Raw genomic sequence first — 14,110 nt, 5'->3', positions numbered from 1 at the left:
AATAAATAAAAATAGCCTAATTTAGCAGAATGTTAAAAAAGTTTTTTACAGCCATCGGTGAATATATGATCCTGATCGGTAAATCTCTTCAAAAGCCTCAGAAAATGAGAGTTTTCTGGAAATTATTTATGAGAGAAATCAATGACTTGGGGGTCAACTCTTTTGGGTTGGTTACATTCACGTCTATCTTTGTAGGTGCAGTAGTCGCCATTCAGATGTTTAATAATTTTGATGCATCATCATTCCCCATACCAACTTCATTTGTAGGTTATGCAACAAAGGCAGTTTTAGTTCTAGAATTTGCACCTACCATTATCAGTTTAATTCTTGCTGGAAAAGTGGGTTCATATATTGCATCGACAATTGGTACCATGCGAGTTTCTGAGCAGATTGATGCATTGGATATTATGGGGGTTAACTCTCCTAACTTCCTTATTCTACCTAAAATTATTGCATGCCTTATCTTCAATCCTATTCTAATTGCAATAAGTATCGTTTTTGGTATTGGAGGCGGATATATTGCAGGAATGCTTACCGGAAACTGGACAACTGCAGATTATATTACAGGTATCCAAATGTATATGCCTAATCTATTTATTTATTATGCGTTTGCCAAGACTATTGTTTTTGCATTTGTTATTGCAACAGTCCCATCTTATTTTGGATATTTCGTAAAAGGTGGTTCTCTGGAAGTGGGTAGAGCGAGTACACAGGCTGTGGTTTGGACGATGGTTTTCATCATTATTTCCGAATTAATTTTAACACAATTAATATTAAGCTGATGATTGAGGTAAAAAATCTTAAAAAGAGTTTTGGTGATGTTGAAGTGCTGAAAGGAATTTCAACCACTTTCGAAAAGGGGAAAACAAACCTGATTATCGGGCAGAGTGGGTCTGGAAAAACAGTATTCCTGAAAAGCTTATTGAATGTTTATCAACCTTCTTCAGGGGAAATTTTGTTTGACGGAAGGGATATTAATGTAATGAATCGTGAAGAAAAGCAGCAACTCCGTTCAGAAATCGGAACCCTTTTTCAGGGGAGTGCACTGTTTGACTCTTTAACCGTAGAAGAAAACATCATGTTTCCGCTGGATATGTTTACCAATCTTACTTTCAGAGAAAAGAAAAGAAGAGTTTTTGAAGTAATTGGAAGAGTACATTTAGATAAAGCCAACCGAAAATTTCCGTCAGAAATCTCAGGAGGTATGCAAAAGCGTGTTGCCATTGCAAGAGCAATTGTAAACCATCCAAAATATCTTTTCTGTGACGAACCCAATTCTGGACTGGATCCATATACATCAAATGTCATTGATGATTTATTGCTCGAGATTACGAAGGAATACAACACAACGACCATCATCAATACCCACGACATGAATTCGGTGATGACAATTGGTGAAAAAATTGTTTATCTGAGATTGGGTATTAAGGAATGGGAAGGGAATAAAGATATCCTTATAACTGCCGGCAATAAAAATCTGATTGATTTCGTTTATTCATCAGAATTATTTAAAGAATTAAGAGAATATTTACTCGAAAATCATAAAAACGTAGAAAATACAATCACTAAAATTGAAGACAATGAAAAAGATAATTAGTATCGCATTATTAAGTTTTTCAGTATTTGCTTCGGCTCAAATTTCGCTTGCAGCAAAAGCAAACGTTTTGATCCCTACAAGTTCTGCATCATGGAAAAACCTTAAAACTGCCGCTACCAATGCTGTAGAGCAAGAAGGCAAAAACATTACCGGTTTTAACGCAGGTTTATCAATGAAAATCGATTTACCAACTGCCTTGTATTTGATGCCTGAAATTTATTATACAAATTTCAGCAATGAATTCACTGTAGCCAATGACGCTAATGCTCAGGCAACCACCATTAAGGCTAAAAGCAACAGAGTTGATATCCCTGTTTTAGTAGGTGTAAATGTTTTGGGCGATTTGTTAAGTGTTTATGCAGGACCGGTTGGAAGTTTCAACTTATCTAAAGGAGATAACTTCGGAGATTTTGTACAAAAAGTTGATGCCAAAGAATTTACCGTTGGATACCAGCTGGGTGTTCAAAGTGAGATTAAAAAAGTGATTCTTTCGGCAAAATACGAGGGAGCTTTTTCTAAAGATCAGAGAAAATTCATCAACAATATAGCAGGTTCAAGCCAAGAGATTAATTATGACAACAGATCAAGTCTGTTTATGCTCGGTGTGGGATATAAATTCTAAATTACAGTTTATACAGCAATAAAAAATCCTCAATTAAATTTGAGGATTTTTGTTTTGATGTTCAAGCTCTGCTTCACGCTGTGCGATGATTGCAGCTTGCTTTTCAAGTTCTTCTTTATCTCTTTGAAGCTGTTTAAATTCCTTTCTTTTTTGCTCTGCTTTGATAGCCGAACCCTTGCTCACATACCCTATCATTCCACCGATTATTAAACCGATTCCGATTCCTGCCATTACGCCCATCACATGTGAGATTGTAATTCGTTCAACAGTAAAATCTGTCGTCAAGTAAAAAAGTAATGCAGATACTGCTAAAAGTATAAGCCCTGTGATTGAGATACTTTTCATGATAGGATGTTTGGGTTAATAAAATTAAGAAAGAAAAATTTATTTCAAATTAAACCTTTCCTCCTGCTGCTCTGTAATATTCTAATGCTTTAGGAAGATTCTTCTGAATGTCGCCTACTCTTGATCCGGGACTTGGGTGGGTGGATAAAAATTCCGGCTGTCTGGCTCCTGAAGATGAAGAATCCATTCTGTTCCAGAAAGGAATTGCCTGTCTTGGATCGTAACCGGCCATTGACATTAGATATAATCCCATTTGATCAGCTTCCAACTCCTGATTTCTTCCATATTTTAATAAAACAACCTGCGATCCTATAGGATATACACTTTGAAAGATTGCTGCTGTCTTTTCATTTTTAATTGCTAAACCAGATGCAGTTCCCAATCCTTGAGCAATCATTGACTGAGAAATTCTTTCATTACCATGACCGGCCAATGCATGAGAAACCTCGTGTCCCATTACAACAGCCAAACCTGTATCATCTTTGGTGATAGGAAGAATTCCTGAATACACTGCAACTTTACCTCCTGGCATACACCATGCGTTTATCTGACTGTCCTGCAGCAGATTAAATTCCCATTGATAGTTGGCAAGATCGGCACCACGTCCGATACTGGCATAATATTTTTCTGCAGCGTTTTTAATTCTGTTTCCTACGTTTTTAACGCTTTGAGCCTGAGAACCCGTGATTACCTTAGATTTGGTTAACGTTTGCTTATATTGCTGTAAAGCCATCGCTTCTATCTCAGAATTATTTGCTATTTGTAACGAAGATCTCCCAGTAATAGGGTTTGTCGTACAAGCTGCAACCGATAAAACCGTTGCTCCAATTCCTAAAAGATGTGTAATTTTCATTGTATTGCGTATTATAAGTTCAACCTTACAATTTCTGTTCCAAAACAAATTATTTATTAAAGATTTGCATACATTTTGCTATCTCATTATACTAATCAATCATATCATGAAAAAGTTTATTTCAATTATATCAGTATTTATTTTGACGCTATCATTCCAGAATTGCTCATCTCAGAATACCTCAGATGCTCAAATGGTTAATGCACTTGTGACTTCGGAAGAATTTACATTTCATGCTGAAAGAGCAAATCCGATGAATTATGATGTAATCAATGCTTTAAATTCCATTCCTAATAATCCTTCAACCAGAATACTACAACTGGATGGTGACGGTTATGAGATTGAATTGAAAAAGGGCAAAATGGAAGTTGTGCTTCCATACTTTGGAAGAGCTTTCAACACCACCTATGGAAGTTCAGATAACAGCTATAGGTTTACCTCTAAAGATTATACCGTTACCAAATCTCAAAGCAAGAAAGGAAACTGGGTTCTTAAAATCAAACCAAATGATGTAAAAAACGTCTCAGATATTAACATTGAAGTCTATAAAAATGGTAAAGCATTTACATCGATAAGAAGTAATGACCGACAGCCAATTACTTATGATGGATATATTTCTAAAAATGAAGAAGTAAAAGAAAAAGAAAAACTTTAATCTTTATTTAAAAATTTCTCAACAAATAATTTTGCTTCAGTACTTGGATTTGACACCAGTGCCGAAGCATTTTTTTTGTGCTTAAAATATGCTGCCTCTAAAGATTCATTTCGCTTCATCGTGCTTAAAATATATTCTTGAACCCAATATTCAAACCTCTTTTCTGACTGCTGTTTTCTGACAACATCAAAACGTTCCTTTTTTTTCTTTAGGTCGATAAATTCATCAATTTTGGAGTAAATTTCATCGAGGCCTTCGTTATAAAGTGCTGAGCCGAGCACAACAGGAACTTTCCAGCTTTTTTCTTTTGATGGAAGAAAATCTAGGGCGCGTTTTAATTCAAGTTTTGTATTTTTGGCTTTTTGAAGGTTACTTTCTTCCACTTTATTAATAAAGATCACGTCAACCATCTCCATAATCCCACGTTTGATTCCTTGAAGCTCATCTCCGCCACCGATAATTTTTAAAAATAAAAAAACATCGGTAATGTCTGAAACCAAAACTTCCGACTGGCCGACTCCAACGGTTTCAATTAAAATATAGTCGTATCCGGCGGCTTCACAGATCATCATTGTTTCGAAAGTCGTATTGGCAACTCCACCTAAAAATCCAGAACTTGGAGAGGGGCGAATAAATGCATTTTCTTCTTTCGCCAGTTCTTCCATTCTGGTTTTATCACCCAAAATACTTCCTTTGTTGATAGAAGAACTCGGGTCGATTGCGAGTACAGCTACCTTTTTCCCTTTAGCAATAGCCAACCTTCCAAAATTTTCAATAAAAGTAGATTTCCCGGCACCCGGGACGCCTGTAATACCGACACGGACTGATTTTCCTGTCAGAGGCATTATCTTTTTCAATAAATCTTCTGCCTGATGACGATGTTCTTCTTTTTTACTCTCAACCAAAGTAATCGCTTTTGCAATCAGGCGCTTGTTGCCAGACTGTATTCCTTCTATCAGGTCGTCAGTAGAAAATTTCATCAGATTATTTATATTTTTCCAAAGGTCAACTTAACCTTTCGGTTTCATTCATTCAAAAATATAAAAATAACCAGCAATTTCTTGGAAAATGAAATATTAATTTTAATACTTCTAAATTAAACGGCCTTATATGAACCCTTTGAGGAATTGCTTACTTTTGCTTTAATCAAAAAATAAACTTCATGAAAAACATATTTCTTACCGCTGCAATTGTCTCTGTTCTACTAGCATCATGCACACCAAAATCTACTCCTGTAGCAGAAGCTCCAAAATCAGCTACCAGCACTGCCGAGCAGCTAGCACAGGGAAAAACGATTTTTGAAAATTCATGCAAAAGATGTCATGGTTTACCAGATCCTACAGCTTACAGCTCTGTGCAATGGGTAGGAATTATGAATTCTATGGCTCCAAAAGCGAAACTTACAGATGAACAGCATCAGTGGGTTTATGATTATGTGGTTTCTGTGAAGAGTAATTAGTCATTTCACCAAAAAGCAGTATTATGAAAAAGGTAGTTTTTAGTTTTGTTTTAGGTTCAGTATTTTTAGTTTCATGTGGACCGAAAAGTACAGCCGTAACCGGCCCGAAGTATACTTCTTCTGAGCAGCTAGCTCAGGGAAAAACAGTTTTTGAAAACTCATGCAACAGATGTCATAAGCTTCCAGATCCTGCAAAGCACGATAATCAGGGATGGATTAAAACATTAAGCAGAATGGCGCCTAAAGCCAAATTAAATACTGATCAACATCAAATGGTCTACGACTACTTGATTTCCGTGAATAAAAAATAGGCTTTCCGTGAAAGCCTATTTTTTATTTTAGCTCAATTCCCAATCCCGGTTTGCCGGATAGAATTATTTTTCCATTTTGTACAGAATTTCCTTTTGCGTAATCATTGGAAATAAGCGTTGCTCCATCTAAATCTGCATAATCTACTAGCCCAGCAAGAAGGCAGCCTGCAGAGATTCCAACGCTGGATTCTGTCATACAGCCAATCATAATTTTATAGTTGAGTTCTTTAGCTTTTTTGATCATTTCTAAAGCGGGAGTCAATCCGCCACACTTCATCAGTTTAATATTGACGCTTTGATAATAAGGAACCAGTTTATCTAACGAGTCTAAATTTTGGCAATCTTCGTCTGCCATCCAGTTGGCGAAGCTTTCTTTTTTTAATATTTTATAATAATCAATAGGACGGGGCTGTTCTAAGTATGAAAATTCCTGAATCTTAGCATTTTCCTGAAGCCAAACGCAATCTTCATCTGAAAAACTCGCGTTAGAATCTAAAGCAATGTTTCTGTTTAGTTTTAAAAGTTCCTCAACATGCTTTTTATCTAAACCCTTGCATTTTACTTTGAACTGATTCCAATTACTTTTTTCAATTTTCTTAATCTGCTGCTCTATCTCTCCAACGGAAATAGTGATGGAGCTTTCAGTCAAATTCTTTGTAGGAAGTTGATTGAGCTCTATAAAACTTTTGTTCTCCAGTTTTCCAAACAAATCCCAATACGCACAATCTAAAGCAGAAACTAAAAATGGATGAAGATTTAAACTCAATAAAAATGTAAAAAATTCTTTAGGATGAATGATTTTCTGATCTTTAATCTGATCTTGGATTTCTTTTAATTTTAAAACAAAACTTTGAAGATTGATGTGATAATAATCAATTGCCACACACTCCCCATAACCTTTGTAGCCTTGATGAGATAATTCAATTAACAATGCATCACGATGATTGTAATTTCCATAAGCGATGGAGAATGTTTCTTTCAATTGTAGTTGTTTTAGTGTGAAATTTATCTTCATATCTTAACTTACCCAATGATCAAATGATTTTATTTCCTTCCAGTCTCCATTAATCTTTTTATAAATTGCAGTATATCCATTTGCATTTAAATATCCACAAGAAACCGAATTTTGCACAATACACATAGTTTTATCTTTATTAAAAAAAGGTACAGAAAAACTGCGGATACATTTGTGTCCATATTTTTTGTCAAATTCAGTCCAAAAATCACTATTTTTAATTTCATTTAGTTTGTGAAGTTCTTCATCTGTAGCGTATTGCAGTTTTTGCCTAACCTTTCTTTTATCAAATCTAAAATTGAAAATCATTTTCTCTTGATTTCTATAATAAGCGGAGTCCTTTTGTAAAAAAACTGAATTATATTTCAAAGTTATTCCGATTGGCTTTGGCTCATCAGTTTCATTTTCGTAGAGATAAACACTTTTTAATGTACTACTATAAATAAAATCGTTTTGATTGTATGATAAACTATCACTGTCTATTAATTGATTCAAAACCTCATATCTTAAATCCAAAGTTTCATCTTTTTGGATTATTTCTTTCTCCACCTCTTTCTTTTTACAGGAAATCAATAGCAATAGAATCAAAAATAAATATTTTTTCATAAATTAAATTTACAAAAAAGGAGACTTATTTCGTCTCCTTCTTCTTTTTAGATTTCTTCGGCATCTTAGATTTGATGAATTTCTTTCGGCTTTTCATAAAATCCAAACTTTGTGGCGTGAAGCAAAACTTCTCCGCTTCGGTTAAAAATTTTAATGCATTAGGAAGACTTCCTCTCATCTCAGACAACAAAGCTCTGTAAAACCATAATGTTGATCTGTCAATTCCTTTAATTTTTAAAGAATAGTTAATCAGCTTTTCCGCTTCCTGAAAATCTTCGTTGTCCAAAAGACATTTAATGTAGTATTTTGGCGTATTCAGATTGGTCACGTCACACTGCATCGCTTCCTCAAAATAGAGTTTTGCTTTTTCATAATCATCGAGCATTTCGCTGTAGATTCTTCCCATCAGACAAAGCGAATCTGCATCTTCAGGGTCGTAGGAAAGCGCATAATTCAACGCTTCCAGACACTCCGGCAAGCTGTATGGATAATTATCCAGCGCTTCGAAATAATATTTACTTTTAGTTAAGGTCATTTCTGTAATTTTTTAATTCATTTTTCAGTTGATGTCTTTGTTTTTTGAAAGATTTCTCCTGATGATTCTTTTTAAAATCGGTTCCTGAAAAAATTCGGATAGGATTTCCCCTCTGAACATTCAAATGATTGTTCCAGGTTTCCTGCATTTGTTTTTCCAGTTGCTGAATGTGAAATTCCATCACTTTTTCTTTTAATCTGATGATTGAAATTTTCTTGTTTTCCAGTTGCGAACGGGAATCCTGCACGAAAACACTTTGTCCGGTTTTCAGATAAGTTGCACGAACGGCAGTTTCCACTTTGTTCACGTTTTGTCCGCCACTTCCCTGACTTCTCGTGGTCTGAAAATGAATTTCTTTTTCATTAAATTCAATTTTCTCCAAACCTTCCAGTTCAAAAATCCCAATAAACCAGTTGCTTCTTTTGTGGAATTTTCTGAACGTGCTTTTTCCAATCCAAAGAATGCTTCCTAGCCAATTTTTCAGAAATTCATTGACTTCTTTTCCTTTTAAAAGTATGGTTACAGATTTCAATGTCAGGTTTTCATCTCCATTTTCACGGTGGATGATTTCGTAATCGATTTTATTTTGTTTTGCTTCTTCAAGAAAGACCTTCAGCACTTTGGCAACTACCCATTGGCATTCTAAAGGTCCTCTTCCTGAGGTTATTTGTATGAGTTTTTCCATTTTTGTAAAATTTTCAAGATCGCTTCTCTGTTTTTAGCTTCTTTAATAAATGTTGGTAATTTTTCTACCATTCTTGCTCCATAAGACGATCTTCTTCTTAAATCTGATGAAACATAATTCTCCATTTCCAAAAGATGTTCCCGGTTTCTTGCCCAGAACAATTTCCCTTTGAAATCCTGCTGAAAATAATACGGATGGCCAAAAACCTTATCATGAATCAAGCCTTCCTCTTTTACAGCACAATTACAGTACTTTTCAGTTCTCGGCTTCATTTGAAAAGAGGATTCGCATGCATCACATTTTACAGTTACACCTATTGGCTTCTCCTTCAAATTTCCCTGTTCGAAACGAATAGCATGAGCGCAAACGGGACAATTTATTTTCACAAATACCTTGAAAACAATTGTTTCCAATCCGGCTCTCTTCAGATTACAATGTCTGCATTCCAAAGTGGCACGTTGATAATCAGATTCATTTTTCACTACAGCATCTTCCCCGCAATCTGGACAAACTACAAGGATGCTCTCGTGATAGTTGATATATTCTTGTTTATATATTTTTTTCATTTTGTTTAAATTTTAATTTTTTCAAGTGAGTACAGTTGAACTAAAATCTTGATTTTTACGTCAATCATTATTTGTCCATTCTCACTATTCGTGGTTGGAAAGTTCCTAGAATATCCACCAGTTCACTTTGTGCATTCATCACTTCATGGATGTCTTTGTAAGCCATCGGTGCCTCTTCCGAATTTCCTCCCATTAAAATTACATTTTTTAGTTTCAATTCTTTTTTAATATCATTTTGGGTGAAACGATTTCTGCATTCTCCTCTTGAAAAAGCTCTTCCCGCACCGTGTGAAGCTGAGTTGAGTGAATCTGGATTTCCTTTTCCGCGAACGATAAAGCCTTTTGCCGTCATCGAACCGGGAATCATTCCCAACTCATTTTCGTTTGCTGGTGTTGCCCCTTTTCTGTGAACGATCACTTCTTTTCCGTTGTGGATTTCTTTCCATGCAAAATTGTGATGGTTTTCAATTTTGGCCTTCACTCTTCCGCCGACTGCTTTCACCAATCTTCGGTGAATGTCGTCGTGACAAGCTGAAGCATAATCTCCTGCGAGATTCATTGCTGTCCAATATTCTAATCCGAGATGCGTGTTCAAATCCAGCCAGGCAAAGTTTTGTGCTTCTTTTGGTAACGGACATTGTTCGGTCGCCACTCTCGAATAATACTGAGCGATTTCCGCTCCCAATCCACGCGAACCGCTGTGAGAAAGAATTCCGAGATATTTTCCTTTTGGAAGATTGATTTGTTTGTCTTCTTCCGTAATCTCTACTTCCCCGAATTCCACAAAATGATTTCCACCGCCGGAACTTCCCATTTGTTTGATGGCTTTTCCTTTTAATCTTCTCAAAATCGGAATTAAACCGAACGTATCTCTGTCGAAAATTTCGTGGTCGACGTGAGATTTGTGCGTTTCGTACATCCCGAATTTGGTATGTTCGACAAGTGCTTTTTCATATTTGTCTCTTGCACCGTCGAGATATGAAATTGGCGTATCCAAAATACTTAGCGACATTCTGCAGCCGATATCCATCCCGACTCCGTAAGGAATCACGGCATTTTCTACGGCGAGAACACCACCAATCGGAAGTCCGTAACCGCTGTGTGCATCGGGCATCAAAGCGCCTTGCGTTGCTATTGGCAGTTTCAATGCGGTGTACAGTTGGTTTTTTGCTTCATCCGAAATATTATTTCCGAAAATCTGGAAAGTCGCCCGGTTGGTGTTGAGCATTCTTTTCTCGGTTTTCTTGGATGTAAGCAAAGCCTCCGCGATCTGTCCGAAAGTTAAATCTTTCTCAAAGTTCTCCGGATTCTGCTGGATTTCCTTGAGAAGAGATTTTACATAATGAATATTTTTGGTTGCAAAATTTCTCTTCATCACTTCCAACGCGATATTGACGCTCTGGTTGTTTGGATAGCCCAATTTTAATATATCTTTTCCTTTTAGTTTTAAATTTCCCATCTTTTTAGATTTTAGATAATAGATGTAAGATGATAGCACTTTCTCACATCAAAATATTTAAATCAACTAAATTTTTAGTTGATTGTTGTTGTCATACTATTTTTATGACAAATATTGATTTGGAGCTGAAATCTCTAGCCCCGATTGCAGCGATATCCTTTTTTTTGCGTTGGCTTGAAAAAAGCGTTGGCGAAAAAAGATATAGCGGAAAGCGGGAAATAGCTCCTAAAAAAATGATTTCGGGGAAACTTTTTTGAGTTTGAAATATTGCGCAATAAAAACCCGAAATCTTACGACTCCGGGTTTTGATATTTCATTATACTGTTGTTCTAAGAATGTACCAAACCACGAAGCCTCGCCTTTGCAAAAGGCAATCCTACTAATGTATATAGATTGTATTTGAACATTGCTTCGTTATTTTTTATTGGTTTGACTTGATTGTCAGGTGCAAAGATAGAATAATTTTTATTCTGACAAATATTTTTTAATAAATTCGATAAAAAAAATCTGAATAAATTGCTTTACTCAGATTGTATGTTGTAGAATTTAGTTTAATCTTTTGAACCAAGATCATCCATCGTATCGCTCATACCGCGTGTACTCTGATCAGCTGTTCTTTCTGAATCTAAGAAGTACAAATTGTGTCTCGCTTTAGAAATAATCCCGTTATAGACATCTTCCGGAAGCCCTGCTGTGTCAGACTTTTCTTCTTTAAATGAAGGTTTGTTATAAATTTTTAGTGCACCATACTGATCAAGAATTTTTTTCGCATCCTGTGCCTCAGTAATGGTAGAAGTGTAGACCACTACGTTTATTTTACCAATACTTTCTCTGCTGTACGCATCTAATAATTCATGATCACTTGCGAAAACATGGTCCCAGAAACTTTTTGTTTTTTCATCGTCTCTATAATTATCGACTGCCGATTCGTCTTCAACTGTAGATTTTGAAACAATAATATCTGCTTCATTAAAGCCCTGATTTTTTAATCCTGATGTGATTTCCTCTGTATTGACAGTTGCCGGAAATACTGAAACTACTGTATAAGCCATAATATTTTATTTTTTGGTTATGGCTATCAATGCAAATGGTGTGCAATTTATTGGATTCTAATCACATTTTAATGTAGAAACCTGTTCAGAATATCCACTGCACACTTCGGCAGATTTGTCCCCGGTCCGAAAATAAAATCAGCGCCATTCGCATACAGATATTCATAATCCTGCTGTGGAATTACGCCACCTACGACAATTGTAATATCTTCTGCTCCCAATTTTTTTAATTCCTCTACAACCTGCGGAACCAAAGTTTTGTGTCCTGCAGCCAAAGAAGATACTCCCAAAATATGAATATCATTTTCCACCGCCTGTTTTGCAACCTCCTCCGGTGTTTGGAATAATGGCGCAACATCGACGTCAAATCCCATGTCGGCAAAAGCCGTTGCAACTACTTTTGCACCGCGGTCATGACCATCCTGACCCATTTTTGCCACCATAATTCTCGGGCGACGCCCTTCTTCCTCTTCAAATTTTTGGGTAAGCTGAAGCGCCTGACCAAAGTATTCGTTTTTACCTGCGTTCATAGCGTAAACTCCTTGTATTGTTCTGATATTGGCTTTATAACGACCGAACGTTTCTTCCATGGCATCACTCATTTCGCCCAAAGTCACTCTTCTGCGAGCGGCTTCGATGCATAATGCCAATAGATTACCATTTCCGGTTTTTGCAGATTCACGGATTTGGTTTAAAACTTCTTCTACCGCTTCAGCGTTTCTGCTTAATTTAATAGATTCAAGTCTTTCAATTTGTTTTCTGCGAACTTCAGTGTTGTCAATATCTAAAATATCAATCGGAGTCTGTTTTAAACTCGATTTAAATGAATTGACGCCAATAATAAATTCCTCACTACTATCTATTTTTGCCTGCTTTTTTGCTGCAGCTTCCTCGATTCTCATTTTTGGAATCCCGGCTTCAATAGCTTTTGTCATTCCACCTTCTTTTTCTACCTCATCGATGAATTTCATGGCTTCTTCAATCATCTGCTGAGTTAAAGCTTCCACTAAATTGCTTCCCCCCATTGGGTCTACTACATCGCAGATTCCGCTTTCCTGCTGAAGAATAATCTGAGTATTTCTCGCAATTTTCGCTGAATAATCTGTAGGAAGCGCGATCGCTTCATCTAAAGCATTCGTATGTAAAGACTGCGTTCCCCCCAGAGCTGAAGACAGGGCTTCAATGGCTGTTCTCGTGATATTATTAAATGGTTCCTGCTCAGTTAAAGACCAACCTGAAGTCTGCGAATGTGTTCTTAATGCTAACGATTTTGCGTTTTGAGGATTAAACTGTTTCAAGAGTGTTGCCCAGATATATCTTGCAGCACGCATCTTAGCAATTTCCATGAAATGATTCATTCCGATTGCCCAGAAAAAAGATAGTCTTGGGGCGAAATCATCAACGTTCATTCCGGCCTTTATACCCGTTCTTACGTATTCTAAACCGTCGGCAAGAGTGTATGCCATTTCCAAAACCGGTGTTGCACCGGCTTCCTGCATATGATAACCTGAGATGGAAATTGAATTGAATTTCGGAATATTTTTAGACGTATATTCAAAAATATCAGCAATGATTTTCATGGAAGGTGTGGGAGGATAAATGTACGTGTTTCTCACCATGAATTCTTTCAAAATATCATTCTGAATCGTTCCTGAAAGCTTATCCTGAGATACTCCCTGTTCTTCTGCAGCAACAATATAAAATGAAAGAATCGGTAAAACGGCACCATTCATCGTCATCGAAACTGAGATTTCATCCAATGGAATTTCATTAAATAGAATCTTCATATCCTCAACAGAATCAATCGCAACACCAGCTTTCCCAACGTCGCCGACTACTCTTGCGTGGTCAGAATCATATCCTCTGTGCGTCGCCAAATCAAAAGCTACAGAAAGTCCTTTTTGCCCGGCTGCCAGATTTCTTCGATAAAACGCATTGGATTCTTCAGCAGTAGAAAAACCTGCATACTGACGCACCGTCCACGGTTTCTGAACATACATTGTGGAGTAAGGGCCCCGTAAAAAAGGAGCAATTCCCGGTGAAGAATCACTGATTGACTGATCTTTAATATCCTCAGAAGTGTATTTTGATTTCAATTCAAGACCGTCTTTCTCAAACTGATAGACTTCCAAATGTTTTTCTGATATGGTAAATTGGGGATTTTTATTCTGAATTTCCCTTCTCATGAGTTTCGATTTAAGATTTTAAAAGTAAGCATTTTTGGATTAATGTTTTGGTGTTGATTTTCAACAATAAAGAGGTGAATTACATCGTTAAAATGAAGTCTTTTTTAATACATTAGCCACATAGATTTTTGTTTTGTTTAAAAGATCACATTTGTTTTTGAAAA

18 protein-coding genes are annotated in these 14,110 nt (G+C 36.3%); 7 read left to right on the top strand and 11 right to left on the bottom strand.

Annotation, left to right across the window (positions count from 1 at the left end; genetic code table 11):
* Positions 1 to 29 precede the first annotated feature (29 nt).
* The 3 genes from AR685_RS10090 to AR685_RS10080 are packed head-to-tail and all read left to right on the top strand — an operon-like array spanning position 30 to position 2,219.
* Entirely contained in the window at positions 30 to 782 is a 753-nt protein-coding gene (locus AR685_RS10090; RefSeq protein ID WP_047443524.1) for an MlaE family ABC transporter permease, read from the top strand.
* The gene (locus AR685_RS10085; RefSeq protein ID WP_047443523.1) at positions 782 to 1,597 is read left to right on the top strand and encodes an ABC transporter ATP-binding protein; all 816 of its coding nucleotides are present in this window, start codon (positions 782 to 784) and stop codon (positions 1,595 to 1,597) included. The genes AR685_RS10090 and AR685_RS10085 overlap by 1 nt, the downstream gene beginning before the upstream one ends.
* Positions 1,581 to 2,219, top strand: coding sequence for an outer membrane beta-barrel protein (locus AR685_RS10080; protein WP_059124470.1), 639 nt, complete (start codon positions 1,581 to 1,583; stop codon positions 2,217 to 2,219). Before AR685_RS10085 ends, AR685_RS10080 begins: the two co-directional genes overlap by 17 nt.
* A 33-nt stretch (positions 2,220 to 2,252) precedes the next feature.
* Here the strand turns inward: AR685_RS10080 and AR685_RS10075 are convergent, their stop codons facing one another.
* Entirely contained in the window at positions 2,253 to 2,564 is a 312-nt protein-coding gene (locus tag AR685_RS10075; protein WP_047443521.1) for a hypothetical protein, read from the bottom strand.
* Between the two features lie 49 nt (positions 2,565 to 2,613).
* A complete protein-coding gene (locus tag AR685_RS10070) occupies positions 2,614 to 3,417 on the bottom strand; it encodes a M48 family metallopeptidase (protein WP_059124469.1) in 804 nt (267 codons plus the stop codon).
* A gap of 106 nt (positions 3,418 to 3,523) precedes the next feature.
* Here AR685_RS10070 and AR685_RS10065 point away from each other — a divergent pair, with 106 nt between their 5' ends.
* A complete protein-coding gene (locus AR685_RS10065) occupies positions 3,524 to 4,072 on the top strand; it encodes a DUF4251 domain-containing protein (RefSeq protein ID WP_047443519.1) in 549 nt (182 codons plus the stop codon).
* Here AR685_RS10065 and meaB read toward each other — a convergent pair.
* Positions 4,069 to 5,052 carry a methylmalonyl Co-A mutase-associated GTPase MeaB gene (gene meaB / locus AR685_RS10060; protein WP_059124468.1) on the bottom strand — a complete coding sequence of 328 codons (984 nt, stop codon included), beginning with the start codon at positions 5,050 to 5,052 and terminating at the stop codon, positions 4,069 to 4,071. The genes AR685_RS10065 and meaB overlap by 4 nt on opposite strands.
* A gap of 182 nt (positions 5,053 to 5,234) precedes the next feature.
* On the opposite strand from meaB, the gene AR685_RS10055 reads away from it, so the two are divergent.
* A complete protein-coding gene (locus AR685_RS10055; RefSeq protein WP_047443517.1) occupies positions 5,235 to 5,531 on the top strand; it encodes a c-type cytochrome in 297 nt (98 codons plus the stop codon).
* 23 nt (positions 5,532 to 5,554) lie between these two features.
* On the top strand, positions 5,555 to 5,842 hold the full coding sequence (locus AR685_RS10050; RefSeq protein WP_059124467.1) for a c-type cytochrome: 288 nt from the start codon (positions 5,555 to 5,557) through the stop codon (positions 5,840 to 5,842).
* Positions 5,843 to 5,864: 22 nt separating this feature from the next.
* Here AR685_RS10050 and AR685_RS10045 read toward each other — a convergent pair whose 3' ends face one another.
* The 6 genes from AR685_RS10045 to AR685_RS10020 form a co-directional block, all read right to left on the bottom strand.
* A complete protein-coding gene (locus tag AR685_RS10045; protein ID WP_228376426.1) occupies positions 5,865 to 6,824 on the bottom strand; it encodes an enolase C-terminal domain-like protein in 960 nt (319 codons plus the stop codon).
* A gap of 36 nt (positions 6,825 to 6,860) precedes the next feature.
* Positions 6,861 to 7,463, bottom strand: a complete 603-nt coding sequence (locus AR685_RS10040) for a hypothetical protein (RefSeq protein ID WP_059124465.1) — start codon at positions 7,461 to 7,463, stop codon at positions 6,861 to 6,863.
* A 25-nt stretch (positions 7,464 to 7,488) separates the two neighbouring features.
* The gene (locus tag AR685_RS10035) at positions 7,489 to 7,998 is read right to left on the bottom strand and encodes a tetratricopeptide repeat protein (RefSeq protein WP_059124464.1); all 510 of its coding nucleotides are present in this window, start codon (positions 7,996 to 7,998) and stop codon (positions 7,489 to 7,491) included.
* Positions 7,985 to 8,683: a peptide chain release factor H gene (gene prfH / locus AR685_RS10030; protein ID WP_059124463.1), complete on the bottom strand. Its 699-nt coding sequence runs from the start codon at positions 8,681 to 8,683 to the stop codon at positions 7,985 to 7,987. The genes AR685_RS10035 and prfH overlap by 14 nt, the downstream gene beginning before the upstream one ends.
* Positions 8,662 to 9,249 carry a hypothetical protein gene (locus AR685_RS10025; RefSeq protein ID WP_059124462.1) on the bottom strand — a complete coding sequence of 196 codons (588 nt, stop codon included), beginning with the start codon at positions 9,247 to 9,249 and terminating at the stop codon, positions 8,662 to 8,664. Before AR685_RS10025 ends, prfH begins: the two co-directional genes overlap by 22 nt.
* A gap of 67 nt (positions 9,250 to 9,316) precedes the next feature.
* On the bottom strand, positions 9,317 to 10,708 hold the full coding sequence (locus AR685_RS10020; protein ID WP_059124461.1) for an RtcB family protein: 1,392 nt from the start codon (positions 10,706 to 10,708) through the stop codon (positions 9,317 to 9,319).
* Positions 10,709 to 10,737: 29 nt separating this feature from the next.
* Here AR685_RS10020 and AR685_RS18025 point away from each other — a divergent pair, with 29 nt between their 5' ends.
* Entirely contained in the window at positions 10,738 to 10,965 is a 228-nt protein-coding gene (locus AR685_RS18025; protein WP_131777613.1) for a hypothetical protein, read from the top strand.
* 294 nt (positions 10,966 to 11,259) lie between these two features.
* On the opposite strand, the gene AR685_RS10015 is transcribed toward AR685_RS18025, so the two are convergent.
* Both AR685_RS10015 and scpA read right to left on the bottom strand, forming a co-directional pair.
* Positions 11,260 to 11,760, bottom strand: coding sequence for a hypothetical protein (locus AR685_RS10015; RefSeq protein ID WP_059124460.1), 501 nt, complete (start codon positions 11,758 to 11,760; stop codon positions 11,260 to 11,262).
* 68 nt (positions 11,761 to 11,828) lie between these two features.
* Positions 11,829 to 13,946: a methylmalonyl-CoA mutase gene (gene scpA, locus AR685_RS10010; protein ID WP_059124459.1), complete on the bottom strand. Its 2,118-nt coding sequence runs from the start codon at positions 13,944 to 13,946 to the stop codon at positions 11,829 to 11,831.
* Positions 13,947 to 14,110 lie beyond the last annotated feature (164 nt).

Origin of the sequence: Chryseobacterium sp. JAH (genome assembly GCF_001507335.1) — a bacterium.
Classification (GTDB): Bacteria; Bacteroidota; Bacteroidia; order Flavobacteriales; family Weeksellaceae; genus Chryseobacterium.
This window is presented reverse-complemented; position numbering and strand designations above follow the sequence as displayed.

Coding starts and splice junctions, on each gene's coding strand:
- meaB (WP_059124468.1), bottom strand. CDS start 5,052: ATGAAATTTTCTACTGACGACCTGATAGAAGGAATACAGTCTGGCAAC.
- scpA (WP_059124459.1), bottom strand. CDS start 13,946: ATGAGAAGGGAAATTCAGAATAAAAATCCCCAATTTACCATATCAGAA.
- AR685_RS10080 (WP_059124470.1), top strand. CDS start 1,581: ATGAAAAAGATAATTAGTATCGCATTATTAAGTTTTTCAGTATTTGCT.
- AR685_RS10040 (WP_059124465.1), bottom strand. CDS start 7,463: ATGAAAAAATATTTATTTTTGATTCTATTGCTATTGATTTCCTGTAAA.
- AR685_RS10085 (WP_047443523.1), top strand. CDS start 782: ATGATTGAGGTAAAAAATCTTAAAAAGAGTTTTGGTGATGTTGAAGTG.
- AR685_RS10090 (WP_047443524.1), top strand. CDS start 30: ATGTTAAAAAAGTTTTTTACAGCCATCGGTGAATATATGATCCTGATC.
- AR685_RS10075 (WP_047443521.1), bottom strand. CDS start 2,564: ATGAAAAGTATCTCAATCACAGGGCTTATACTTTTAGCAGTATCTGCA.
- AR685_RS10020 (WP_059124461.1), bottom strand. CDS start 10,708: ATGGGAAATTTAAAACTAAAAGGAAAAGATATATTAAAATTGGGCTAT.
- AR685_RS10065 (WP_047443519.1), top strand. CDS start 3,524: ATGAAAAAGTTTATTTCAATTATATCAGTATTTATTTTGACGCTATCA.
- AR685_RS10050 (WP_059124467.1), top strand. CDS start 5,555: ATGAAAAAGGTAGTTTTTAGTTTTGTTTTAGGTTCAGTATTTTTAGTT.
- prfH (WP_059124463.1), bottom strand. CDS start 8,683: ATGGAAAAACTCATACAAATAACCTCAGGAAGAGGACCTTTAGAATGC.
- AR685_RS10070 (WP_059124469.1), bottom strand. CDS start 3,417: ATGAAAATTACACATCTTTTAGGAATTGGAGCAACGGTTTTATCGGTT.
- AR685_RS10025 (WP_059124462.1), bottom strand. CDS start 9,249: ATGAAAAAAATATATAAACAAGAATATATCAACTATCACGAGAGCATC.
- AR685_RS10035 (WP_059124464.1), bottom strand. CDS start 7,998: ATGACCTTAACTAAAAGTAAATATTATTTCGAAGCGCTGGATAATTAT.
- AR685_RS10055 (WP_047443517.1), top strand. CDS start 5,235: ATGAAAAACATATTTCTTACCGCTGCAATTGTCTCTGTTCTACTAGCA.
- AR685_RS18025 (WP_131777613.1), top strand. CDS start 10,738: ATGATAGCACTTTCTCACATCAAAATATTTAAATCAACTAAATTTTTA.
- AR685_RS10015 (WP_059124460.1), bottom strand. CDS start 11,760: ATGGCTTATACAGTAGTTTCAGTATTTCCGGCAACTGTCAATACAGAG.